23 protein-coding genes are annotated in these 23,093 nt (G+C 61.8%); 7 read left to right on the top strand and 16 right to left on the bottom strand.

The window, feature by feature from the left end:
• Positions 1-39 precede the first annotated feature (39 nt).
• On the top strand, positions 40-489 hold the full coding sequence (locus ELX51_RS01100) for a DUF1810 domain-containing protein (protein WP_127751781.1): 450 nt from the start codon (positions 40-42) through the stop codon (positions 487-489).
• On the opposite strand, the gene ELX51_RS01095 is transcribed toward ELX51_RS01100, so the two are convergent.
• Positions 470-799, bottom strand: coding sequence for a hypothetical protein (locus tag ELX51_RS01095; RefSeq protein WP_127751780.1), 330 nt, complete (start codon positions 797-799; stop codon positions 470-472). The genes ELX51_RS01100 and ELX51_RS01095 overlap by 20 nt on opposite strands.
• Positions 800-953: 154 nt before the next feature.
• Between ELX51_RS01095 and ELX51_RS01090 the strand changes: the two genes are divergently transcribed.
• Complete coding sequence (locus tag ELX51_RS01090; RefSeq protein WP_127751779.1) at positions 954-1,211, top strand: DUF2171 domain-containing protein; 258 nt, start codon at positions 954-956, stop codon at positions 1,209-1,211.
• Between the two features lie 46 nt (positions 1,212-1,257).
• Here ELX51_RS01090 and tsaE read toward each other — a convergent pair whose 3' ends face one another.
• From tsaE to ELX51_RS01045, 9 genes are all read right to left on the bottom strand, one after another.
• Positions 1,258-1,689 carry a tRNA (adenosine(37)-N6)-threonylcarbamoyltransferase complex ATPase subunit type 1 TsaE gene (tsaE, locus tag ELX51_RS01085; protein WP_127751778.1) on the bottom strand — a complete coding sequence of 144 codons (432 nt, stop codon included), beginning with the start codon at positions 1,687-1,689 and terminating at the stop codon, positions 1,258-1,260.
• A gap of 1 nt (position 1,690) precedes the next feature.
• Positions 1,691-4,093 carry a PAS domain-containing sensor histidine kinase gene (locus ELX51_RS01080; protein WP_164854697.1) on the bottom strand — a complete coding sequence of 801 codons (2,403 nt, stop codon included), beginning with the start codon at positions 4,091-4,093 and terminating at the stop codon, positions 1,691-1,693.
• 370 nt (positions 4,094-4,463) lie between these two features.
• The gene (ahcY, locus tag ELX51_RS01075) at positions 4,464-5,867 is read right to left on the bottom strand and encodes an adenosylhomocysteinase (RefSeq protein WP_127751776.1); all 1,404 of its coding nucleotides are present in this window, start codon (positions 5,865-5,867) and stop codon (positions 4,464-4,466) included.
• Positions 5,868-5,944: 77 nt separating this feature from the next.
• Positions 5,945-6,460, bottom strand: coding sequence for a DUF2937 family protein (locus ELX51_RS01070; RefSeq protein ID WP_127751775.1), 516 nt, complete (start codon positions 6,458-6,460; stop codon positions 5,945-5,947).
• 26 nt (positions 6,461-6,486) lie between these two features.
• A complete protein-coding gene (locus ELX51_RS01065) occupies positions 6,487-6,795 on the bottom strand; it encodes an HPr family phosphocarrier protein (protein WP_127751774.1) in 309 nt (102 codons plus the stop codon).
• Between the two features lie 4 nt (positions 6,796-6,799).
• A complete protein-coding gene (locus ELX51_RS01060) occupies positions 6,800-7,201 on the bottom strand; it encodes a PTS sugar transporter subunit IIA (protein ID WP_127751773.1) in 402 nt (133 codons plus the stop codon).
• A gap of 156 nt (positions 7,202-7,357) precedes the next feature.
• The gene (locus ELX51_RS01055; RefSeq protein WP_127751772.1) at positions 7,358-7,837 is read right to left on the bottom strand and encodes an HPr kinase/phosphatase C-terminal domain-containing protein; all 480 of its coding nucleotides are present in this window, start codon (positions 7,835-7,837) and stop codon (positions 7,358-7,360) included.
• A 7-nt stretch (positions 7,838-7,844) separates the two neighbouring features.
• Positions 7,845-9,530, bottom strand: a complete 1,686-nt coding sequence (locus ELX51_RS01050; protein WP_248305211.1) for a sensor histidine kinase — start codon at positions 9,528-9,530, stop codon at positions 7,845-7,847.
• Between the two features lie 117 nt (positions 9,531-9,647).
• Entirely contained in the window at positions 9,648-10,364 is a 717-nt protein-coding gene (locus ELX51_RS01045; protein WP_127751771.1) for a response regulator transcription factor, read from the bottom strand.
• Between the two features lie 231 nt (positions 10,365-10,595).
• Here ELX51_RS01045 and pckA point away from each other — a divergent pair, with 231 nt between their 5' ends.
• A complete protein-coding gene (gene pckA, locus ELX51_RS01040) occupies positions 10,596-12,191 on the top strand; it encodes a phosphoenolpyruvate carboxykinase (ATP) (RefSeq protein WP_127751770.1) in 1,596 nt (531 codons plus the stop codon).
• A 64-nt stretch (positions 12,192-12,255) separates the two neighbouring features.
• On the opposite strand, the gene ELX51_RS01035 is transcribed toward pckA, so the two are convergent.
• Entirely contained in the window at positions 12,256-13,275 is a 1,020-nt protein-coding gene (locus ELX51_RS01035; protein ID WP_127751769.1) for a cell wall hydrolase, read from the bottom strand.
• 223 nt (positions 13,276-13,498) lie between these two features.
• Positions 13,499-14,182: an HAD family phosphatase gene (locus tag ELX51_RS01030; RefSeq protein WP_127751768.1), complete on the bottom strand. Its 684-nt coding sequence runs from the start codon at positions 14,180-14,182 to the stop codon at positions 13,499-13,501.
• Between the two features lie 112 nt (positions 14,183-14,294).
• Here ELX51_RS01030 and ELX51_RS01025 point away from each other — a divergent pair, with 112 nt between their 5' ends.
• From ELX51_RS01025 to ELX51_RS01010, 4 genes are all read left to right on the top strand, one after another.
• A complete protein-coding gene (locus tag ELX51_RS01025; protein ID WP_127751767.1) occupies positions 14,295-15,704 on the top strand; it encodes a protein adenylyltransferase SelO in 1,410 nt (469 codons plus the stop codon).
• Between the two features lie 9 nt (positions 15,705-15,713).
• The gene (locus tag ELX51_RS01020) at positions 15,714-16,268 is read left to right on the top strand and encodes a gamma carbonic anhydrase family protein (protein WP_127751766.1); all 555 of its coding nucleotides are present in this window, start codon (positions 15,714-15,716) and stop codon (positions 16,266-16,268) included.
• Positions 16,265-16,669: a methylmalonyl-CoA epimerase gene (gene mce, locus ELX51_RS01015; RefSeq protein ID WP_127751765.1), complete on the top strand. Its 405-nt coding sequence runs from the start codon at positions 16,265-16,267 to the stop codon at positions 16,667-16,669. The genes ELX51_RS01020 and mce overlap by 4 nt, the downstream gene beginning before the upstream one ends.
• A 161-nt stretch (positions 16,670-16,830) precedes the next feature.
• Positions 16,831-19,440 carry an EAL domain-containing protein gene (locus ELX51_RS01010; RefSeq protein ID WP_127751764.1) on the top strand — a complete coding sequence of 870 codons (2,610 nt, stop codon included), beginning with the start codon at positions 16,831-16,833 and terminating at the stop codon, positions 19,438-19,440.
• A gap of 15 nt (positions 19,441-19,455) precedes the next feature.
• On the opposite strand, the gene ELX51_RS01005 is transcribed toward ELX51_RS01010, so the two are convergent.
• From ELX51_RS01005 to ELX51_RS00990, 4 genes are read right to left on the bottom strand one after another with little or no spacing between them, the layout of a single operon-like run.
• Positions 19,456-20,295 (bottom strand): dipeptide ABC transporter ATP-binding protein, encoded by an 840-nt coding sequence (locus ELX51_RS01005; protein ID WP_127751763.1) that lies wholly within the window; start codon positions 20,293-20,295, stop codon positions 19,456-19,458.
• Positions 20,292-21,140, bottom strand: a complete 849-nt coding sequence (locus ELX51_RS01000; RefSeq protein WP_127751762.1) for an ABC transporter ATP-binding protein — start codon at positions 21,138-21,140, stop codon at positions 20,292-20,294. The genes ELX51_RS01005 and ELX51_RS01000 overlap by 4 nt, the downstream gene beginning before the upstream one ends.
• A 3-nt stretch (positions 21,141-21,143) precedes the next feature.
• Positions 21,144-22,049 carry an ABC transporter permease subunit gene (locus tag ELX51_RS00995; RefSeq protein WP_127751761.1) on the bottom strand — a complete coding sequence of 302 codons (906 nt, stop codon included), beginning with the start codon at positions 22,047-22,049 and terminating at the stop codon, positions 21,144-21,146.
• Positions 22,050-23,057 (bottom strand): ABC transporter permease subunit, encoded by a 1,008-nt coding sequence (locus ELX51_RS00990; RefSeq protein WP_127751760.1) that lies wholly within the window; start codon positions 23,055-23,057, stop codon positions 22,050-22,052.
• Positions 23,058-23,093 lie beyond the last annotated feature (36 nt).

The raw sequence follows: 23,093 nt of genomic DNA, 5'->3' as shown, positions 1-23,093 counted from the left end.
CGTTGGATTTTAGTCACCTCAAGCCAAGGATGCTCCCCGATGTTCACCCATTTCCTCGAGGCTCAGAACCTGGTGTATCCGCAGGTGCTGACCGAACTGCGCGCGGGGCAGAAACGCACGCATTGGATGTGGTTTATCTTCCCCCAGATCGCGGGCCTCGGACGCAGCGATATGGCGCAGCGCTTTGCCATCAAGGATCTGGAGGAAGCGCGGCTTTACCTCGCCGATCCGGTGCTGGGAACGCGCCTGCGCGAATGCACCCGCGCCGTGCTGCTGCACGCCCCCGACAGCGTCGCCCCGCGCAGCCTCGATCACATCTTTGGCTCGCCCGACAACATGAAGTTTCATTCCTCCATGACCCTTTTCGCCCGCGCCGCCCCGCAGGATCCGCTAGTTCGCGAAGCGCTCACCGCCTTTTTCGGTGGCCGGGAAGATCCGGGCACCGTGAGCCGGCTTGAGGACGCAGGCGCTAGTCATCCCCCAGCTTGACGGTGCGCCAGGTTTGGATTGTGCGCACTTCGCCGGGCCGGCGGATGCTGAGATGACCATAGTCGCCCGGCAGTGCCGAGGTCAGCCTCACCGTGACATAGTCGCTTTTGCCGCAAACCGAGCAGTTGAACGGGGGCTGCAGGGCGTCCCGGTCCGGGCCAAACAATTCCACCAGGTCAGTTGCAAGGTAGCGCACCAGCCGCCGGCACAGGCTGCAGCGACAGATGATGATCTGGTTGTTGGCCGCGGCGTGGCGCAGCTGATAGCGGGTGCCGGGATAAGGATGGGCCGGCGGATTGGTCTGGGGCATGCGACTCGGGTCTCCGCCTTCCCCCTTAGCGTCAGAACAAACAAAGAACAAATAACATTCCCGCCCCGTTCAGTCGTGCTCGTCTCCCCGGGCGTGGCGATGCATCCCTTCCCGCCCCGGAGCGTTTGTCTTGCTCACCAACAGGAGAAACCACATGTCTGATCTCAGCGGCATTCGCGAGCATATGGAAGTGATTGGGGCCGATGGCGTGCATGTCGGCACGGTGGACAAGGTCGAAGACGGGCGCATCAAGTTGACCAAGGCCGATTCGGGCGAAGGCAGCCATGCCGGCCACCACCATTATGTTGAAGGCTCGCTCGTGGCTGAAATCGAGGGCGACAAGGTGCGCCTGTCGGCCAATGCAGCCGTAGCGGTGCTTTTTGAGGAAGAGGAAGACGGCGGGCAGGCGTAAGCCGGCCAAGAGGAGCGGTTTGAGCCTGCGGCTCGCCGCTCCCCTGCTAGGCTCTTGTTCCGAGCTGTTGCACCTGAGCCCGCCGCCCAGCCCCGCCCGGAGCTATCTCTAGCAGGATCCGCCAGCTCGCCGCCGCCAACAGATGCGGCGCTCGCTCGGCCCATTCCACCAACACAATAGCCTGCGGCACATCGAGCAGCCCGAGCTCGTCCGCCTCGCTGGCATCCCCCAGCCGATAAAGATCGGCATGCAGTACCGGGCCGCTCGCGGTGTCATAGGGCTGGACCAGTGCAAAGGTGGGCGACGGCACCTCCAGCCCGGGATCGCCCGCCAGCGCGCGGATAATGGCCCGCGCCAGCGCAGTTTTCCCCGCCCCCAGTTCTCCCTCTATACTGACGATATCGCGGGGCTTGAGCCTTTGGGCCAGTTCGGCACCAAAGGCGGCGGTGGCGGCATCGTCGGGGAGGAAGCGGTCCATGTTAGCTTGCGATACCCGCCATGGCGCTGTCGCGTGGCAGGTTGACGGTGATGCGGCTGCCCCGCGGCTCGCGGCTTTCCGCCGAAATCGTGCCGCCATGCAGGTTGACGAAGGTCTTGACGATGGCGAGGCCCAGCCCGGCCCCACGTTGCCGGCCGGTGCTTTGCCCATCGATCCGGGTCAGGATTGCCGCCTTCATCTCGTCGGTCAGCCCCGGCCCCTCATCCTCGATCACGAACAACATGCGCTCGCCTCGGCTCATCACCCGGAGCCGGATTTCCCCGCCGGGCGGCGAGAAGCGGGCCGCATTGCTCAAGAGGTTATAGATCACCTGCACGATGCGCGTGCCATCGGCCACAAAGGGCGGCAGGTCATCGGCGATATCGATTACGAGGTTGATCGGCTTTTCCCCCGAAACTTCGGGGAAGGTCGCCGACAGGCCAGCCCGGGCCTTGTCCACAATGGCGGCGACATCAAGCCGCTCGGGTTTGAGTTCGGCAATGCCGGCATCCACGGACGCCAGGTCGAGAATATTGTCGATAAGCACGCCCAGGGTGACGCTCGAGGCGCGGATATAGTCGATATAGGCGCGCTGCCGCTCGTTCATGTTGCCGCCATCAGTGCCGGCCAAGAGGTCGGCAAAGCCGATGATATTGGTCAGCGGCGAGCGCAGTTCATAGGAAACATTCTCGACGAACGCATCCTTGAGCAGGTCAGCCGCCACCAGCGCATCGTTGCGTTCCTTGAGCACCTGCGAATAGCTGGCGCTTTCGGTGACATCGAGAAAGGTCATCATGGTTTGACCGTCCGACAACCGGGTAATGGCGTAGTCCAACAGCCTTCCATCCGAGCGCTTGATGCGACCGGTCTGGTCGCCGCGCGTCGGGTTGAGGTCGATAATCCCCCGCTTCAAATCCCGCCATATACTGGCGCCATCGATGGGAATGGCCTGCCCACTGGCTTCGGCGATCTGGTCGATGTGGGGGTTTTGCCCCAACTCGTTCATCGGCAGCTTCCAAAGGGCCGACAGCTGGGGATTGGAAAGGGTAAGCCGGCCATTGGTGCCGAACACCGCCACGGCCTCGGAAAGCGCGTTGATGGTTTCGCGCTGCACATTGGAATAGGCCTTGTTGGAGGATTCAAGCTGGAGGCGCTCGGTCAGGTCTTCAAAGACATAGATGACACCGCCATTGGGCCCGGCCGGCGCGGAAATAACCTTGATGCTGCGCCCGTCCGGCAGGTGCCATGGTTCGTTCTCGCGCGGCACCTTGAGCTGGTAGGAAGTCAGGTGCTGGGCCCGCCAGGTCTTGTAGTCGACCTCGTTGGGCAGCATGCCTTCAGTGCGCAGCTTGTCAAGGATTGCCGGCTCGTCGATCCCCAGCACCAGGAACTTCGGATCGAGGTTCCACAGATCGGCATAGGCCTGGTTGAACTGCACGAGTTCGCGGTTGGCATTGAACACCGCGATGGGCGTCGCCAAGGCATTGATGATGCTGCCCATATAAGAGACTGCGGGCTCGGCGGGCTTGGCAGCCGTTTCGAGCGGGCGCAGATAGCCCGCATTGCCCCCGGCAATAGCAAACTCAGTCAGTTCATACTTGCCACGTGCACCCAGGTCGAGCCGCAAAACAGCGGGCTTGCCATCAGGGGTGCAGGCATCGAGATGGCGCTGGCGCTGGGTGCCTTCGAGCAATTCAGGGGGCTCGGCATCGGTGCCGGTCTTGCCGAGGGCTCGCGCGAGTTCGAGATAGGCATTATTGGCGAACACCAGCCGCTTGTTAGCGTCGCGCAGGAAAGCCGGCTTGCTCAACAGCCCCAGAATGGCGCGGGCACTGGAAAGATCACCCTGCGCGGCTGCATCCTCGAGGCGATGCTGGGGATGGGCTTGCAGAAAGGCGGGCCGCAAACGCATCGCCGCGCCGCCGCCCAGCACCCAGCCATGCGCGCGGATCAGCCGTCCATCGAGCGCATTGACACTGGTGGTGAAGGAGTGCCCGCCAAGGCGCAACTGCTCGAGCAGTTCAGCAAGACGGTCGGCATCGCCCGGCTGCAGCCAGCTTTGGAACTTGAGGACGCTTTCGGGCTGCCGTCCTGCTGGCAGCACCGCCGCTACCTGCCCCAGGAACTTGGCCGCGCCGCCGCTATTTTGCGTCCACAGCACCGTGAGTTCGCGAGTGCCCGAAAGCAGGGCCTCATATTCGTCCACCAGCGCCCGCAGGCCAGCGATTTGCCCGGAGGCCTTATGCCGTTCGACCTTGCTGTCGCGCAGCATGGTTCGAACGATTGCCATGGCCGTTACAGCAAAGGCGCCGGCGCCGATAGCGATTGCCAGCGGCGCGGCGGCGGCAAGCGAACCAGCGTCCGGCGTCTGGGAAAGGGCGGGTGCGGCAGTCAGAAGGGTCATGGGGGCCGCTGTCAGCGTGACAAATCCCCAGTGCTTCCGGAATCGATCCGGCGCCATGCATAGCCCTCGTGTCTTGTTGCGTTTGGGTCGGCCCGAACGGACCGCTACGCTTGCACTCGAAAGAGGCCCGATACACACCGGATCGCTGACGATCCTGGCTGGCCCCCAAGCGGCTGCCTGTCCCGGGCAGCCGATTCGCCTAACCATAGCGAGGCGCGATTCTGGCTAAAAGACTCTTAATGGTTGTGCATTGCGGGCAAAGACCGCTTTGTCCCACTTGACCATGAACGAAGCAGGAACTTGCCTGCTGGCAGGAGGCAGTACTCAGCGCCTCCTGCCAGCGCATTACGAACGGCGGATTACCCGCGCCCTAGTAGCGATACTCACCGGATTTGAATGGGCCAGAGGGGGAAACCCCAATGTATTCAGCCTGTGCCGGCGAGAGCCTGGTCAGCTTGGCACCCAGCTTGGCGAGGTGCAGTTCTGCAACTTTCTCGTCGAGGTGCTTGGGCAGCACATGCACCTTTTTTTCCATAGTGGTGCCATTGGTCCACAGTTCGATCTGGGCCAAGGTCTGGTTGGCAAAGGATGCGCTCATCACAAAGCTCGGGTGACCCGTCGCATTGCCCAGATTGACCAGCCGACCCTCGGAAAGCAGGATCAGGCGCTTGCCGCTAGGCTGCTCGATGAGGTCGACCTGCGGCTTGACATTGGTCCACTTGAAGTTGCGCAGGCCGGCCACGTCGATCTCATTGTCGAAATGGCCGATATTGCAGACAATGGCCATATCCTTGAGCTTGCGCATGTCGTCAACCATCAGCACGTCGCGATTGCCGGTGGCGGTGACGACGATGTCGGCGCGGGGGGCAGCCTCTTCGAGGGTGACCACCTCAAAGCCTTCCATGGCCGCCTGCAACGCACAGATTGGGTCGACTTCAGTCACCAGCACGCGCGCACCGGCGCCGCGCAGCGATTCAGCCGAGCCCTTGCCCACGTCGCCATAGCCGCAGACGATTGCGACCTTGCCGGCCAGCATGACGTCGGTGCCGCGCCGGATGGCGTCGACCAGCGATTCACGGGTGCCGTATTTGTTGTCGAATTTCGACTTGGTGACGGAGTCATTGACGTTGATGGCCGGGAACGGCAACTCGCCCTTGGCATGGAGCTGATACAGTCGCATCACGCCCGTCGTGGTTTCCTCCGATACGCCGCGGATTTTGTCGCGGATGGTCGAGAAGAAGCCGGGGCTTTGTGCAAGCCGCCGCTTGATGGTGGCAAAGAAGATTCCCTCTTCCTCATTACCCGGCTTGTCGAGAATGGAGGCGTCCTTCTCGGCCTTGGCGCCGTTGAGGACATACATGGTAGCGTCGCCGCCATCATCGAGGATCATGTTGGGGGTGAGCCCATTGCCCCAGTCCATCATGCGGTCGGTGAATGCCCAATATTCCTCCAGCGTTTCCCCCTTATGGGCAAAGACGGGGATGCCGGCGGCAGCAATGGCGGCGGCGGCATGGTCCTGGGTCGAGAAGATATTGCAGCTGACCCAACGCACCTCGGCGCCGAGCGCCACCAGCGTCTCGATCAACACAGCCGTCTGGATGGTCATGTGCAGTGAGCCGGCAATGCGCGCGCCGCGCAGGGGCTGGGCCGCAGCATATTCCTCACGAATGGCCATGAGGCCCGGCATCTCGATCTCAGCGATCTGGATTTCCTTGCGACCGTAGTCGGCGAGAGAAATATCTTTGACCGAGTAGTCGGTGTTCTGGGTGGGCATGGCGCGCTCCGCGTGGATGATTGCCCTCCCTATACGGCAGGCCAAAGCCGCGAGCAATCGGGGATATAAAGATCTGCTTATATCCCGCGGGCTGCGAGTCGATGTCGGTGCCAGCGCCAGGGCAGAGCCAGCAGCCGATAAACGGCTGACATTAGCGCAAAGCCCAGCAGGAAGCCGGCACCAGCATAAAGCAACCCCTCAAGCGTCAGCGGCACTGCTGGCTTGTAATGCTCGATGGTCCGGCGACCGATATCGGTGTCCACATAGGCAGGCAACAGCTGCAGCCGCTCGATTGGTCCGGCACCCGCAACACGGTTCAGGGTGGCCTGCATTTGCTCATAGCGCGTGAAAGTGGCGACCATGCTGATGCCGCGGCCGGCGAGAAACTCATCATTGGATGCCGTATAGCGGGCAATTGCCGCTTGACGGTCCAGCCCAGCCGTTGAAGCGGCGCGATCAAAATCTTCGACGATGATGCGCAACTCGTCCACGGCGCCGCCCAGCCGCTGCGTGTACTGCTGCGCGTATTCAGGAAACTGACTCATAAGGGCGGCCAAAGCGAGCCCGCCCACTCCGGCTATCAGGTGCCGCATGCCGGTTCCTCCTTAGGTCTCCCGCCTCAGGGAGCGCCGTCACTATCCTCGTCAAAGCCGTTGTTGACCAGTTCCACAATGGCTTCCAACGCTTCGCGGGCCTGCTTGCCGCTGGCCTGCACCAGAATGGTCGATCCCGGTCCTGCGCCCAGCATCATGAGGCCCATGATCGAATTCCCTGCGACCGTGACGCCGTCCTTGACGACGCTGATGGCCGCGTCGAAACACTCCGCGGTCCGCACGAAGCGCGCCGAGGCTCGCGCATGCAGGCCCTTGCGGTTCACGATGGTGAGTTGCTGAGCTACAGCGCGCCCACCCGTTGCTGCAGAATCCATCAGGTTAGCTCGCACCCAGAATGCTGGTCGCTACATTGATATATTTACGCCCGGCTTCCTGGGCGAGATTGACGGCCTGGTTGAGTGGCATATCCGCCCGCACCCGAGCGATTTTGACCAGCATCGGCAGATTAACGCCAGCGATCACCTCCACCGGCCGCACCTGCATCACGGAAATGGCTAGGTTTGATGGCGTGCCCCCGAACATGTCGGTGAAGATGATGACGCCCGAGCCGTTATCGGCCTTGTCCACGGCGGCGAGAATGTCGTTGCGCCGCGTCTCCATGTTGTCCTCAGGACCGATCGCGATCGTCTGGCAGAACTCCTGCGGCCCGACAACATGCTCCAGGGCCGACTTGAACTCATTGGCAAGCGCGCCATGCGTTACCAGAACCATACCGATCATGCAGTCATCCCCAGGCCGCCGAAATGCGCCAGCAGACGCCGGCAGCCGTTTTCGTCCTTGATGCCCCTGCCACCAGTCTACTCCGACAGAGTTGCGAAGCCGTATACCGTAGGCTGACCAAGGCAGGCCTCACCTTTGTCCCAAGGGCGACAGGATTCAAGTGGTATTTTGCCCACTAGGGTGACCGAGGGTGTTGACGGCCTCCATCACCAACAGAACCTGATGCCCCAGATCAAGCAACGAGCCCTGCGGGACAGGCGCCCTCGCGACGGGCACTCCAAGCAGATCGGTGCAGAATGCGTCGGCCTCCGGCATCCGCACCGGGTCGGGGACAAGATCGACAATGAGGTGCAAGTCGATGGGGCTTTGATAGGCGCGGCTGACGATCCCCCGGAAGCGAAGCTCGATGAGGCCGGCGAGCAACTCTGGCGCCGCCATGCTTAAGCTTTCGCCTATCCTGCTCAGTCGAACCTGATCATCGGCAACCAGCGCGGCGCCCACGCCCAGGCTGTGGCAATAATCCAATAGAGCCAAGGCTAGCAGCGACTTGCCCGAGCCCGAGGCTCCGCGGATCAGGACACCGACCTGCCCCAGCAGCACGGCCGTGGCGTGCACATGAACCGCAGCGTCATTCATCCGGCATCTATCTGCGGGCTCGGGGCAGGACAATGGTGAACACGGCGCCGGACCGGTCTTTCCGATTTTCAGCCCGGATCGTCCCTTTGTGGGCGTCGATAATCTGCTTGGAAATCGAAAGCCCAAGCCCCGAATGGTTGCCAAAGCCGTCACTGTCCGGACGATCGGTGTAGAACCGCTGGAAGATTCGCGCGACATCGCCGGTGATGCCGCTGCCCTCGTCGGTGACAGTCACTGTAACGTCTTCGGGACTTGTGGCGAGAGCAACAGTGACTGTTCCGCCGGCAGGCGAGAACGAAACCGCGTTGTCGATCAAATTGGCAAAGACCTGGGCCAAACGACTTTCATGGCCATTCACCACCGCCGAGCCACGCCCGGTGCGCTTACCGAGAACGACAGACACGTTCCGGGCAGCGGCAATGTCCTTCTGGATGCTCACCATGGTTTGGGCGAGCTTGTCCACATCCACCAGTTGGGCGCTTTCGCGGGCCAGTTCTGCATCAAGGCGGCTGGCATTGGAGATATCGGAGATCAAGCGGTCCAGCCGGCGCACATCGTGCTGGATGATTGCGTTGAGGCGCTCCCGATCCTCGGCCCGCTTGGCCAGCGGCAGGGTCTCGACCGCAGAGCGCAACGAGGTCAGCGGGTTCTTCAACTCATGGGCCACATCGGCAGCGAAACGCTCGATGGCTTCGATCCGGTTGTAAAGCGCATCCGTCATGCGACGCAGCGCTCCCGACAGATGGCCAATCTCGTCGGGGCGATCGGTAAAGTCGGGGATCTCTGCCCTCGCGTCACCAGCAGTCTGCACGCGTTCGGCTGCGGCCGACAAGCGCCGCATGGGCCCCGCGATGGTCCCCGCCAACAGCAACGACAAGCCGATCTGCACTACCGCCGCAATCATGGCGATGCGCAAAATACTCCAGCGTTCCTGGGAAACGATGGAGTCGATGTCCCCTGGCGCCGTGGACAGAAGAAGCACGCCAACAATGGCCCGCAGGCGCTGCACAGGCACGGCGACAGACACAACCAGGCGGTTCTGATCGTCCACCCGCACGAAATCGGCCGGCGCGCCTTGCAGTGCGGAGGCAACCTCCGGGTACCGGCGGCCCTCATCGATCCCGTATTCCTGATACTGGGGAAAGCTGTCGCCTGGCGCCCAGGAGAGAATTGCGTTCCACCAGTCCCAAAGGAAAAAGGACGGACTGTCCTCTCCGGGCGGTCGGATCACTTCGCCGCGAGCGTAGATATTGTCGCTGTCCAGGATCAATAGGCCGCCCTGATCGTAGATCCGGGCCCGCGTGCCTGTTGGCGTAATCAAGTTGCGCAACAAGGGCGCGACCCGTTCGGGGCTGATTGGAAATTCCAGCGTCGGATCGAAATAAGAAAGGGGCGATACTCCACCGCTCTGCAGCTCAAGCAGTCGGTCGGGATTCACGGAAATAACGTCGCTATCCACAGTAGCAGAGGCGGCAATGGCGGCCGAGATGATTTCACCCTGAACACGCAGCGATTGCACCCGGGCGTCGATCAGGCCGGCGCGCCACTGGTTCAGGTAAAGAATGCCAACCACCAAAACCAGCAGCCCTGCCAAATTCAGCGCGATGATGCGTCGCGTCAGGCTTGAGAAGATAGTTAGATCAAGGAGGTGGCCAAAGCCTCGGGCGAGTTTGGCGAGTGGCGTCAGGAGCAAGCGCCGCCAGTTCCGGCGGAGTCGGCGCACCTTGTCTGTGCGCCCCACGGTCGCGGACGAACGCGGCCCAGTATCTGCCTTCTCCCCTAGCTCGGGGTCAATGATGGCCACTTGGTACTATTGTTCCTTGAAGCGATAGCCGACGCCGTAAAGCGTCTCGATCATCTCGAAGTCGTCGTCGACCATCTTGAACTTCTTGCGCAGGCGCTTGATGTGGCTGTCGATGGTGCGGTCGTCCACATAAACCTGGTCGTCATAGGCGGCATCCATCAGCGCGTTGCGCGACTTGACCACCCCTGGCCGCAGAGCGAGCGCCTGCAGGATCAGGAACTCCGTTACCGTAAGGGTGACCCGCTGGCCCTTCCAGGTGCAGGTATGGCGCTCCTCATCCATGACCAGCGAGCCGCGCTCGATGAGTTGCTTGCTCGGCGCCGCTTCCCCAGGAGCGCCGGCAGGCGCTGATGGATCGCGAGGGGCCGAGCGGCGCAGGATTGCTTTGACGCGCTCAACCAGCAACCGCTGCGAGAACGGCTTGGTGATGAAATCGTCGGCGCCCATCTTGAGCCCGAACAACTCGTCGATCTCCTCATCCTTGGAGGTCAGAAAAATAACCGGCACATCCGACTTCTGGCGCAGCCGGCGCAGCAGCTCCATCCCGTCCATACGCGGCATCTTGATGTCGAGGATCGCCAGATCGGGCTTGTCGGTGGTTAGACCCTCGAGCCCCGAGGCGCCGTCTGTGTAGGTTGCAACCTGATAGCCTTCCGCTTCCAGGGTCAGGGACACAGAAGTGAGAATGTTGCGGTCGTCATCCACAAGGGCGATCTTGGGCATAAGCTGCCTTTCTATTGTTCTTACATTGTCCGCGAGGCGCGGCCGTTGCAGGGGATGAGTAGTGTTATATAAGGCACGGTCAAGGCAGGCGCCACCTCAGCACGCAGCTGCAGGCCCATTCAACTTCCGTCTTAAGACCGATTTGGGGATGGCTCCCCACCTCTGGGCTCACCTAGACTCCCCTTGAAGCACGCAGGCCCGCTGCACGCGACGCCCCCAGGGAGACCCCCGATGCCTCTTTTTGATCATGGACCCATCCGCAACCAACTTGCGGAGCAAGCCGCGTCGTTGTCGCTGAACGAAGACGTGCCCGAGCTAGTTGCATCCGCCCTAAGGCAGGGGGAAGCAGTGCTGTCGGCCGATGGCGCTCTTTGCGTGCGCACCGGCAAATTCACCGGCCGCTCCCCCAAGGACAAGTTCATTGTTCGCGACGCACTCACCCAAGAGCGCGTCTGGTGGGAAAACTGCGCCGCCATGACCCCGACGCACTTCGAAGCGCTGCTCGCAGACGCCATTGCGTCCCTGGGGGGTAAGGACCTCTACCAGCAGGACCTGCTGGCCGGAGCCGACCCGACTTACCAGTATGGCGTCACTGTGCTCACACCCAGTGCCTGGCACGCGCTCTTTATCCGCAATCTGCTGATCCGACCGGGCGAAGCGGTGCCCGCAGCTCCAGTGCCAACGCCGGTCACTATCGTGCATGCCCCACGGTTCCAGGCAGATCCGGCGCGGCATGGCAGCCGGAGCGAAACAGTGATCGCGCTGGATCTAAGCCGTAACATCGTCGTCATCGCCGGAACGCTGTATGCCGGGGAGATCAAGAAAAGCGTCTTCTCGGTGTTCAATTTCCATGCGCCCGACCGCGGCGTACTGCCGATGCATTGCTCGGCTAATCAGGGACCAGATGGCGAAACGGCGCTGTTCTTTGGCCTTTCCGGTACGGGCAAGACGACGCTCAGCAACGATGCCAATCGCCCCCTGATCGGGGATGACGAGCATGGCTGGAGTGAGGAAGGTATCTTCAATCTAGAGGGTGGTTGCTACGCCAAGACGATCCGGTTGAGCCCGGAAGCGGAGCCGGAAATCTTTGCCGCCAGTCGTCACTTCGGCACCGTTCTCGAAAATGTCCTGCTTGACCCTGCCAGCAAGCTGCCGGATTTCAACGACGTCTCCCTCACCGAAAACACGCGGGCGGCCTACCCGCTCACTGTTCTGCCGCGAGTGGCGGAAGGAAGCATCGGACGCACTCCGCGCACCGTTGTCTTTCTGACCGCAGACGCCTTTGGAGTGCTGCCCCCGATCGCTCGCTTGAGCCCCGAGCAAGCGGTTTATCACTTTCTCTCCGGCTATACCGCCAAGATCGCTGGTACCGAGCGCGGCATCACCGAGCCACAGGCAACGTTCTCGGCCTGCTTTGGCGCCCCCTTCATTGCACTTCATCCAACCGTCTATGGAGCCATGCTGGCCGACAAACTCCGGGACAGCGGCGCTTCAACCTGGTTGATCAACACGGGCTGGACCGGCGGCGGCTATGGCGTTGGCCAACGGATCGACATTGCCTCTACCCGGCGCCTGCTCAACGCGGCGCTCCAGGGCGAACTCGACGACACCGCAACGCGGATCGATGAGTTGTTTGGTTTCGCTGTGCCCCTTGAGGTGCCGGACGTAGACAGCAAGCTGCTGACCCCGCGCCTCACCTGGGCGGACGCACAAGCCTATGATCGTCAGGCCACCCATCTTGCAGGATTGTTCAGAGCCAACTTCGAGAAGTTCGGCGCTTTGGCCAGCGCCTCGGCAGGACCGGTCGTCGCACAGGCGGCCGAATAAGCCAGAGCGGATAAAAAGAAGGGCGCCTCGAGGGGCGCCCTTTTTGTTCGGCTTGGAATGGCTCTCAGTTCGGCGAATAGAAAATGTGCGATCCGATTTGGGCGACCTGGCTGAAAGTGTGCGACCAGGACGGGCTCACAGCGGTGGTGTGGTAGAACAGCGCCGAACGCGGCAGTGAGCCGAGCTTTTCGCCCTTGGCATATTCCGCATAAACTGTTTCGGCCAGGGCGGCCGAACGAGCCCAGGCACGCCGCTCACCGGGCGTATCGGCGCGGCCATCGCAGGCGAAAGTGAATTGGCAGCGATAACGGCCCTTGTCGGCGTTTTGGTAGATAACGCCGCAAAGGGTGGAAGGAAACTTGCCCGAGCGGGCCCGGTTAACGATCACATTTGCGACAGCCATTTGCCCAGCTTCGCTTTCGCCCCGGGCCTCATGGTAGATGGCTTGGGCCAGGCATTCACGCTCGGTATTCGCCTGCTCGATGCGCTTCCCCGTCGGCAGGAACCCTTCATCGATATATTTGGCCAGGATTTCGGAGTTGAGCCCGGAAGGCTGCTTCGGTCCCGCCGGAGCCAAGCTGTCAATCGCGGACAGCGCACCATTGCTGCCGCCAAAGGAACCACGAGCGATGTAACCCATTAATACTTGAGAGTTCAGCTCTCCGGGCTGCTGGACTGCGCTGACGTCAAACGAACGCAAGGCCTTTTGACGTTCTACGTAATTGGCGAGCAGGGCTGGGCTGAGCTTGCGCTGGTCGGACGCCGAAGGCGCCGAGGTCGGCCCAAGCGCGGACTGTTGCCGGACCTTTTGAACCGAAGGAGGAATTTCGAGCGGAGAAACGTTGGCAGGGTCCACTGATTCAGCATGGGTCGGCACGAGAGTAACGAAGAGCACCAGGGCCACTGCGCAGAGCGCGAGTAGGTGAGAGAACGCACGTCTCGTTGTTGCTTGCCAGCTTTTCGTCAATGTCCCGTCCTTGCCCTTGGGCTCCGGCAGCCATATCCGCCGGGCCTTCGTCGGTATGCCCCCGAAGGGACGCTCGTCACGCCGGCGGCACCCTAGCCGAGGCTTGATGAACTGCAAACCGAAATTTACGCTGTATTAACCATAGCGCTTAGGAACTTAAGACAGGGTTAACGCACGCAGCGGCGCTTGAAAAGCGTGATATTTGAATGAATTGCGGGCTGCCTAGCGCCGGTTTAACGCAACCGATAAAGCTTTACGGGCTTAAACATCGCACTGATGCGATTGCCTGCGCAGTGTTGCGGCGAGGCACTTGATTTACCAGTGCGGCAGAGATTCGGTCTTAAGTAGCTGGAAAAGCAGCCCTGCGAACGTGGTGCAGACTTTCGTGAATCGCGATTCCGAGTTCGCGAATTTCGTCGCTGGGATGAACCAGATCCGGAACCATCACGGTCTGCATCCCGGCCGCATGCGCAGCCCGAACCCCGGTATGGCTGTCTTCGAGCGCCAAACAATGTTGCGGCTCGATCCCGAGCCGCTTGGCAGCCAAAAGATATGGCTCAGGAGCGGGCTTGGGATTCACCACATCGTCGCGAGTGACAATGGTGTCGAATAGATCCAACAGGCCAGCATTGCCCAGATGGGTCCAGGCATGCGCACGACGCGAGGACGTGGCGATCGCCGTCGGGATATGGCGCTCGCGCAAATCGGTGATCAACTCGCGGGCACCGGGCTTGACCGGGATTTCCGTATGCATGCGGTCCCGCATGATCACCCGGCAACGGTCGTCAAAGATCGTGTAGGGGAAAGCAACGCCATATGCTTCCATCAACATCTGGCTGGTGTGCTCATGGCTCGCCCCGACCATGTTCATGTGCACGGCATCGGTCATCTCAAAGCCAAGCTCGGTGCACACTTCAAAGACGATAGTCTTGAACACGCTTTCGGTGTCAAGGATCGTGCCGTCCATGTCGAAAATGGCGGCTTGGAAAGGAGCCAGGTGCAGATGATGCGGTTCGCGTGTCATCTGTTCGCATATAGGGCGATTTGACTCCGGGCGCTAGGCACCCGAGACGCCCTCTGCCATGCAACCGCATCAATGCAGGGGAGCCAAGGCCAAGCGTGAGCGTTGTTGATTCATGAGCCAGTTTCAACCCGCCAAGAACCATCAAAGCCTGGGTGACGCATTCTTCGATCGCGTAGCGCCGGCGGCCTTTCCCAAAACCATCTTGCGCCATCGCGATCAACGCTGGGCCGCCCGCCTGGGGCTCGAGAACCTGTCGGACGAGCAATGGATTGCTCACTTCGGCCGCTTCGAGCCGTTGACGGGCTCACTCGAGACTCCGCTGGCGCTACGCTATCACGGCCATCAGTTCCGCTCCTACAATCCCGACCTGGGCGACGGGCGCGGGTTCCTGTTCGCCCAGGCTGTTGACCTTGAGGATGGCCGCCTGCTCGATTTGGCGACCAAAGGGTCCGGGCGCACGCCATGGTCGCGCGGCGCCGATGGCAGGCTCACGCTCAAGGGCGGCGTGCGCGAAATTCTCGCTACCGAGATGCTGGAAGCTCTGGGGGTCAACACCTCAAAGAGTCTGTCGCTGGTGGAAACCGGCGAGGAACTTGAGCGCGGCGACGAGCCGTCCCCTACCCGAGGCTCGGTTCTGGTGCGGCTTAGCCATAGCCATATCCGCATCGGCACCTTCCAGCGCCTCGCCTATCTTGAGGAAACCGAGAACATTGCCCGACTGCTCGATTACGCCATTGAGCACTACTATCCAGAACTTGCCGGCGCGGCGGATAAGCCAGCCGCATTTCTCGAAGCCGTGGTCGCACGCGTTGCCGAAATGGGCGCACAGTGGATCGCGGCAGGCTTTGTGCACGGCGTGCTCAACACCGATAATATCAACATCACCGGCGAAAGCTTTGATTACGGCCCATGGCGGTTCCTGCCGCGCTATGACCCGAACTTCACGGCGGCCTATTTCGATGAAACCGGACTTTACAGCTTTGGCCGGCAACCCGAAGCGCTGGCCTGGAACCTGACGCGTTTGGCCGAGTGCCTCGTGCCTTTGTCGAGCGTTGAAGCCCTCGAGCCGGCGCTCAACACCGTCTGGCCCCGATTCAGGGCCGCCCTGCCAGCAGCATTGCTGCGGCGGCTGGGACTGCAACCGCTAGGAGCCGAGCCGGACACCGCTTTTGTGAACGCACTCTTCACCTTCATGCTGTCGAGCCAAACACCCTACGAGCAGTTCTTTTTTGATTGGCGCGGGGGCGCAGTCGGTGCGGAGCGGGCCGCGCGCAGCGCTTCGGCCAGCCACTATGCCAGCGAAGCCTTCAGGCCCGTCGCTGACGCATTGGAGGCCTATAGATCCGTTGAGGACCTCAATCTTGATCACCCCTACTTCGCCCGGGAGCGGCCGCGCACCATGCTGATCGAAGAGGTGGAGGCGATCTGGGCGCCAATCGCCGCGACCGATGACTGGTCGGCCCTGCATTTGGCACTGGCCGAAATTGCCGAGATGCGCGAGGCTTATGGCATCAAGCCATAAGGAGTAACCATGCCCATTTACACCCTGGATGGTGTCGCCCCGCAGATCGACAATGATGCCGCCTGGATTGCCCCCGATGCTGTGCTGGTGGGACGGATTATGGTTGCCGCCCATGTGGGCATCTGGTTTGGCGCCGTCGCGCGGGGCGATAACGAGCCCATCACGATAGGGGCGCGTTCCAACATTCAGGAGCATGTCGTCCTGCATACCGATATGGGCTTTCCGCTCTCGATCGGCGAGGGCTGCACCATTGGCCATAAGGCGATGCTGCATGGCTGCACAGTGGGCAACAACACGCTGATCGGCATGGGTGCCACAGTGCTCAATGGCGCCGTTATCGGGGCTAATTGCCTGATTGGCGCCGGAGCCCTCGTGACCGAAGGAAAAGCTATTCCGGATGGATCCCTCGTCGTGGGTGCGCCGGGCAAAGTGGTGCGCCAGCTCACGCCCGACGATATCGAGCGCCTGCGGCGGTCCGCGGCGAGCTATATCCGCAATGCGCGCCGTTTTGCCGCCGGCCTTGCCGTCTCCGCTCCCGTGGCTGTTGAGTTTGACCCGGCATGATCGGTCGGCTCAACCATGTTGCCATTGCCGTGCCAGATCTGGCTGCAGCGTCCGAGCGCTATCGCACCCTGTTGGGCGCCAGCGTTTCATCACCCCAGACTTTGCCTGAGCATGGGGTTCGCCTTGTTTTTGTTGACACCGGCAACAGCAAGATCGAGCTGATGGAGCCGCTCGATGAGACTTCGCCCATCGCAGCCTTTATGGCAAGAACACCGGCCGGCGGCCTGCATCATGTCTGTTTTGAAGTAGCTGATCTGGCCTCGGCCGCTGCCAAATTGGCCGCCGTGGGTGCCCGCGTTCTGGGTGATGGTAACCCGCGCATTGGCGCCCACGGCAACCCAGTGCTGTTCCTTCACCCCAAAGACTTCGACGGCGCCCTTATTGAACTGGAACAGATTTGACCTGCGCCTGTTGTCAGGCCCTTTACCATTCCATTTGCTTGTTCTGCTTGTGCAGCCAATTTTAAAACTTGGCACGCTAGCTTTGCGCCATGGAGGGGCGGAAGACAGCTGTGGGGGCGCAACACAATTTGCAGAGCAGAGCGATCACTTGGCTTCGGCCAATGCTGCTGCCGGCCATTCTCGCGCTGGTTGTCATTGCCACGGCGGGGGTGTGGCTTGATCGGCAGAACACCACGATTGAGCAAGGCCGGATCCGCAGCTCTGTAGCGAGCCAGGCATCCTTGATCCGGGCGAGGCTTGAAGGAAACATCAACGCCAATCTGCAGCTGGTGCGGGGGATGGTCGCGGCGATCGCCAGCGAGCCCGATATGACCCAGACCCGCTTTCAGGAGCTTGCCGGCATCCTGTTCGAGCAGCCCACCCAACTGCGCTCCTTGGCGGCCGCACCTGACTTCGTGGTCCGCATGGTTTATCCGCTTGCCGGTAACGAGCGGGCCATGGGGCTCGATTACCGCATTAATGAGGTGCAGCGCGATGCTGCCATGCGCAGCCGGGACAGCCACAACCTCGTAATCGCGGGGCCCGTTGACCTGGTACAAGGGGGCCAGGGGATCATCGGTCGCTTTCCCATCTACACCAAGACGGCGCAAGGGGAGCGTTTCTGGGGCATCTTGTCGGCCATTGTAGATGTTGACCGGCTTTACGCCGAAAGCGGGTTGCTGGATCGTGGCCTGCCGATCGAAGTCTCCATTGCGGGCAAGGACGCGCAAGGCAGCGATGGCGAGCTTTTCTTTGGCCGCGATCTGGCTGCCCAGAACCCAATCCGAGCGACGGTTCTGCTGCCCTCAGGCTCTTGGGAACTCACCGCCATACCAAAGGGCGGTTGGCCCGCGGCCTCGTCATCCTGGATATTCCGGCTGGTTCTGGTGGGGGCTGGCGCCCTGGTGCTGCTGCCCATTCTCGTGACTGCACGGATGCTCAACGAACGGCATGTGCATTTTCAACGCCTCAAGCAAAGCGAGCAGGACCTCGCACGCTTGTCGCGACGGCTGGGCCTCGCCCTGGCCACCTCCCAGGTTGGGGTTTGGGAGATGGACATCCACACCCAGGAATTGCTCTGGGATGACCGGATGAACGAACTTTATGGCCTCCCCGCTGATGGCGGGCGGCGCTCCTATCGAGACTGGCAGAAGGCCTTGCACCCCGACGATCGGTACAAGGCAGAGCACGACTTTGCCGAAGCCATGCTGCGGGGCCACTACCATTCGGATTTCCGCGTTCAGCGCGCGGACGGCGCGGTCCGGCACCTGCGCGGAATGGGCGCCGTGTTTACCGATCCCGGCAGCAATCCTAAGATCGTGGGCGTGAACTGGGACGTCACGGCCGATGTGTCCCTCAACGAGGACCTGCAGCGGGCCCAGCGCCTCACGGCGGCCCGCAATATCGAACTGGAAGCGGCCCGGGTCAGGATCGAGCATAATGCGCTGCACGACAGCCTCACGGGTCTGCCTAATCGGCGCTTCCTCGACGATATCCTCAAGGCGCTCTCCAGCAACTCCGAGAACCCGGGGCGCCACATAGCGCTGCTCCATCTCGACCTTGATCGCTTCAAGCAGATCAATGACACGATGGGTCATGCTGCAGGCGACGCCATGCTGGTCCATGTCAGCCGCGTTCTGCGCGATAGTTGCGAGCCGGGAAGCTTTGTTGCCCGGGTGGGCGGCGACGAGTTCGTCGTGGTGCTTACCGACAGAACTGGCGATGCCGAACTGACCGAGCTCGCTGAGCGCATCATCTCGCGGATGCAGCAGCCGATCAGCTTTGAGGCCCATGAATGCCGCTGCGGTGTCAGCATTGGCATAGCCGTGGACGACAACTCGCCCGCTGCGGCCGAGCAGTTGTTGATCAATGCCGATATCGCGCTGTACCGGGCCAAGAAGCGCGGCCGCAACCGCCATGAGTTCTTCAGCGCAGCATTGCAAGCCGAGGTGGTCAACACCAAGCGGATCGCCGACGATATTCTGAGCGGGCTGGAGCGGAACGAGTTCATCGCCTTTTACCAGCCGCAGTTCGACGCCCGCACCCACAACTTGGTCAGCGTCGAGGCCCTTGCCCGCTGGCAACATCCACGGCTGGGATTGCTGACCCCGGATGCCTTCCTGGCCGTCGCCGAGGACCTCAACGTCCTATCAAGCATCGACCGAATTCTGCTGGACCAGACCCTGAACGATCTGCGCCATTGGGATGGGCTGGGCCTGCAGGTACCGCGCGCCTCGGTCAATGTTTCCCTGCGGCGACTGCATGACGAGAACCTGATCCAGGGCCTGAAACAACGGGACATCGAGCCCGGCCGCCTCGCCTTCGAGCTCGTGGAGTCCATCTATCTCGACGAGCAGGATCCGGTGGTCGCTTGGAATATCGACCAGCTCAAGGAGCTGGGCATCGACGTCGAAATCGATGACTTCGGTACTGGCTACGCGTCCATTGTTTCGCTGCAGCGGCTGCGCCCGCGGCGCCTCAAGATCGACCGGCAGTTGGTGCGCCCCATCACTGTTGACCCTGCCCAGCGGCAGTTGCTCGCTTCCATCGTCGATATCGGCAAGTCCATGGGCATCCAGGTGGTTGCCGAGGGCGTGGAAACCCTCGAACAAGCCTCGCTGTTGCGCGATCTGGGCTGCGATATTCTCCAGGGCTATGCCTTCGCTCGACCGATGAGCCGGGATAATCTGGATACTTTCCTGCAGGTCCAGGCCTGGCGGCACGCCTCCTAGGACTACCTGACGGTTTTAGCTGGCCGCCTCCAATGCCGCCTTGCGCGCGAGCCGCTCCCTGATGCTGGCGATGTCCGTTCGGGGCGTCGCGGCAAACAGGGTCTTGGTGTAGCCGTGCTGCGGATCGCTGAACACCGCGTCGCGGGTGCCGTGCTCCACCACATCGCCGAAATACATCACCATCACCTCATCGGCGATATAGCGCACCACCGACAGATCGTGGCTGATGAACACATAGGTCAGACCGAACTCTTCCTGAAGGTCTTTGAGCAGGTTGAGGATCTGCGCCTGCACCGATAGGTCCAGCGCCGAAACCGGCTCGTCGAGCACCAGGAACGAGGGATTGAGCATCAGCGCCCGGGCAATGGCGATGCGCTGGCGCTGCCCGCCCGAGAACATATGCGGATAGCGATTGAAGTGCTCGGGCCCAAGGCCAACCTTGAGCAGCATGGACATGGCCTTGTCCGCCCGCTCGGCCGCGCCCATCGAAGTGTTGAGCAGCAGCGGCTCGGCGAGCACGTCGCCGATCTTCTGGCGTGGATTGAGCGAGCCATAGGGATTTTGGAACACGATCTGCACCTTCTGGCGCATTTCGCGGGTCAGGGCATGGCTGGCATCCACCTTGGCGCCGTCGATCAGAATCTCACCCGAGGTCGGGGGATCGATCAGGGTGATCATGCGCGCCAGGGTTGATTTGCCGCAGCCACTCTCGCCGACCACGGCAAGGGTGCGGCCTTTCTGGAGCGAGAAATTGACGCCCTTGACCGCATGGACGACCTTGGCCGGGCGGAATAGTCCGCCCGCCGTAACATAGTCGCGCGTCAGGTTCTTGACTTCCAGAACGGGGGTGCTCATCGGGCTGCCCCCGTTTCGGGATCAAAGGCGAAGTCCGCCACGGTGGGCAGCCGATCCCCGACAGCGTTTTCCGGCAAGGCCGACAGCAGCGCCTTGGTATAGTTGGACTGAGGGTTTTCGAACAAGGATAGCACGTCGGCTTCCTCCATCTTGTGGCCCTTGTACTGAACGATGACGCGGTCCGCCGTTTCGGCGACCACACCCATGTCGTGGGTAATCATGATCAGGGCCATGCCATGCTCGGCCTGTAGGCGCACCAGCAGGTCGAGGATTTGTTTTTGAATGGTGACGTCGAGTGCCGTGGTCGGCTCATCGGCGATCAGGAGCTTGGGGTTGCAGGCGATGGCCATGGCGATCATCACGCGCTGGCATTGGCCACCCGACATCTGGTGCGGAAAGGCGCCGAGGCGTTCGGCACCGTCGCGGATGCCAACCAGATGGAGCAGTTCCACCGCGCGAGCGCGCGCGGCCCGGCCATGCAGGTCCAGATGCTCGCCGAGCACTTCCTCGAGCTGAAAGCCAATGGTGAAACAGGGATTAAGGCTGGCGACCGGCTCCTGGAAGATCATGGCAATGTCCTTGCCGATGATCTTGCGCTTGGCCTGGGCGCTCATCCCGAGCAGGTCAAGGCCCTCGAACTCCATCTTGTCGGCGGTCACGGTAGCGGTAGGGGGCAGGAGGCCCATAACTGCCAACATGGCCACGGATTTGCCCGAGCCGCTCTCGCCCACAATGGCGAGCACTTCGCGGCTGTCGACGGAGACGTCGATCCCGTCCACGGCCTTGAACAGACCCGCGGAGGTGTCAAACGAGACGGTAAGATTACGAATGTCCAGCAGAGGCATGGGTCAGCTCCGCTTCAGCTTGGGATCAAGGGCGTCGCGCATGCCATCACCGATGAGGTTGATGGCCAGCACAGTGACGAGGATGGCGAGACCCGGGAATGTCACCACCCAGGGTGCGCGCAGGATGAACTCGCGCGCGGTGGCGAGCATGGTGCCCCATTCGGGCGTAGGCGGCTGGGCCCCCATCCCCAGGAAGCCCAGTGCCGCCGCATCGAGGATAGCGTTGGAAAAGCTCAGCGTGGCCTGCACGATCAGCGGCCCCAGGCAGTTGGGCAGGATGGTAACGATCATCAGGCGCAGGTGGCCGGCGCCCGACATCTTGGCGGCGGTGACATATTCGCGGTTCTTTTCCGCCATCACCGCTGCGCGCACCAGCCGGGCGAAGTGCGGCTGCAGCACCACCGCGATCGCGACCATGGCATTGAAAAGCCCCGGCCCGAGAATGGCGACCAGAACCAGCGCCAGCAGCAGCGAGGGAAACGCCAGGATAATATCCATGAGGCGCATGATCAGCGCATCGACCCAGCCGCCGAAATAGCCGGCCAACACGCCCAGGACCACGCCCACGACCAGCGCGCCGACCACGACAAAGAGGCCGATAAACAGCGAATAACGGGCGCCATGGATTAGTCGGCTGAGGATATCTCGGCCCACGGGGTCGGTGCCCAGCAGGAACCGTGGATCACCCATTGCGTCCCAAACCGGTGGCTTGAGGAGAGCGTCGCGAAATTGCTGGTCAGGCGAATGAGGTGCGATCAAGGGGGCAAAGATCGCCACCAGCACCAGCAGGGTGAACACGACGAGGCCGATAACGGCGCCGCGGTTGACGGAAAAATAATGCCAGAATTCGCGAAGACTGGCGCCCAGGTCGGCCTTGTCGGCGACGGGAGTGGCTTGCAACTGGCTCATCTACTTCACCCTGATGCGCGGATTGATGACGGCATAGAGCACATCGACGGCCAAGTTCACGGCCATGACGATCAGGGCAATCAGCAACAGGCCGGACTGCACCACGACATAGTCGCGCTTGGAGATGGAATCGATCATCCACTTGCCGATACCGGGCCAGGAGAAGATCGTTTCGGTGAGAATGGCGCCGCCCAGCAGCAGACCGACCTGGAGACCGATCGTGGTGATCACGGGAATCAGCGCGTTGCGCAGGGCATGGACATTGATGACGCGGCGTTGCGAGAGGCCCTTGGCGCGCGCGGTGCGGACATAGTCCTCGCCCAGCACTTCAAGCATAGCCGAGCGGGTTTGCCGGGCAATCACCGCAAGCGGGATAGTGCCCAGCACCACGGCCGGCAGGATCAGGTGGCGCAGGGCGGACACGAAGGCGGGCCAGTTGCCGTAAAGCAGCGTATCGATCAGCATGAAGCCGGTGATCGGGCGCAAAAAGAAGGTCAGCGCGATGCGTCCGGACACCGGGGTCCAGCCCAGATAGCCCGAAAAGAAGATGATCAACAGCAGGCCCCACCAGAAGATGGGCATGGAATAGCCGGTCAGCGCGATCCCCATGGTGAGCTGGTCGAACCACGAGCCGCGCTTGACGGCGGCAAAGATGCCGGCCGGAATGCCTACGATCACCGCAAAGAGCATGGCCACCAGGGCCAGCTCGATCGTGGCTGGGAACAAGGTCATGAACTCGGTGAGCACCGGGCGCTTGGTGGCCAGCGACACACCGAAATTGCCCTGCAGCACGTTGCCCAGGTAATTGAAGTACTGCTGCCAGAGCGGCAGGTTGTAGCCAAACTGCTCGCGCAGGATCTCGTAGCGCTCAGGGGTTACGCCATGCTGGCCGGCCATGGCCAGAATTGGATCCCCCGGCAGCACGCGCACAAAAAAGAAGGCGCAAAGGGTGATGCCGATCATTGTCGGCACAATCAGCGCCAGTCGGCGCAGGATAAAGTTGAGCATGGGTTGGGTTCAGGGCCCCTTGTATATGGAAAACCT

This window comes from Devosia sp. 1566 (assembly GCF_004005995.1).
In the GTDB taxonomy this organism is placed as follows: Bacteria; Pseudomonadota; Alphaproteobacteria; order Rhizobiales; family Devosiaceae; genus Devosia.
This window is presented reverse-complemented; position numbering and strand designations above follow the sequence as displayed.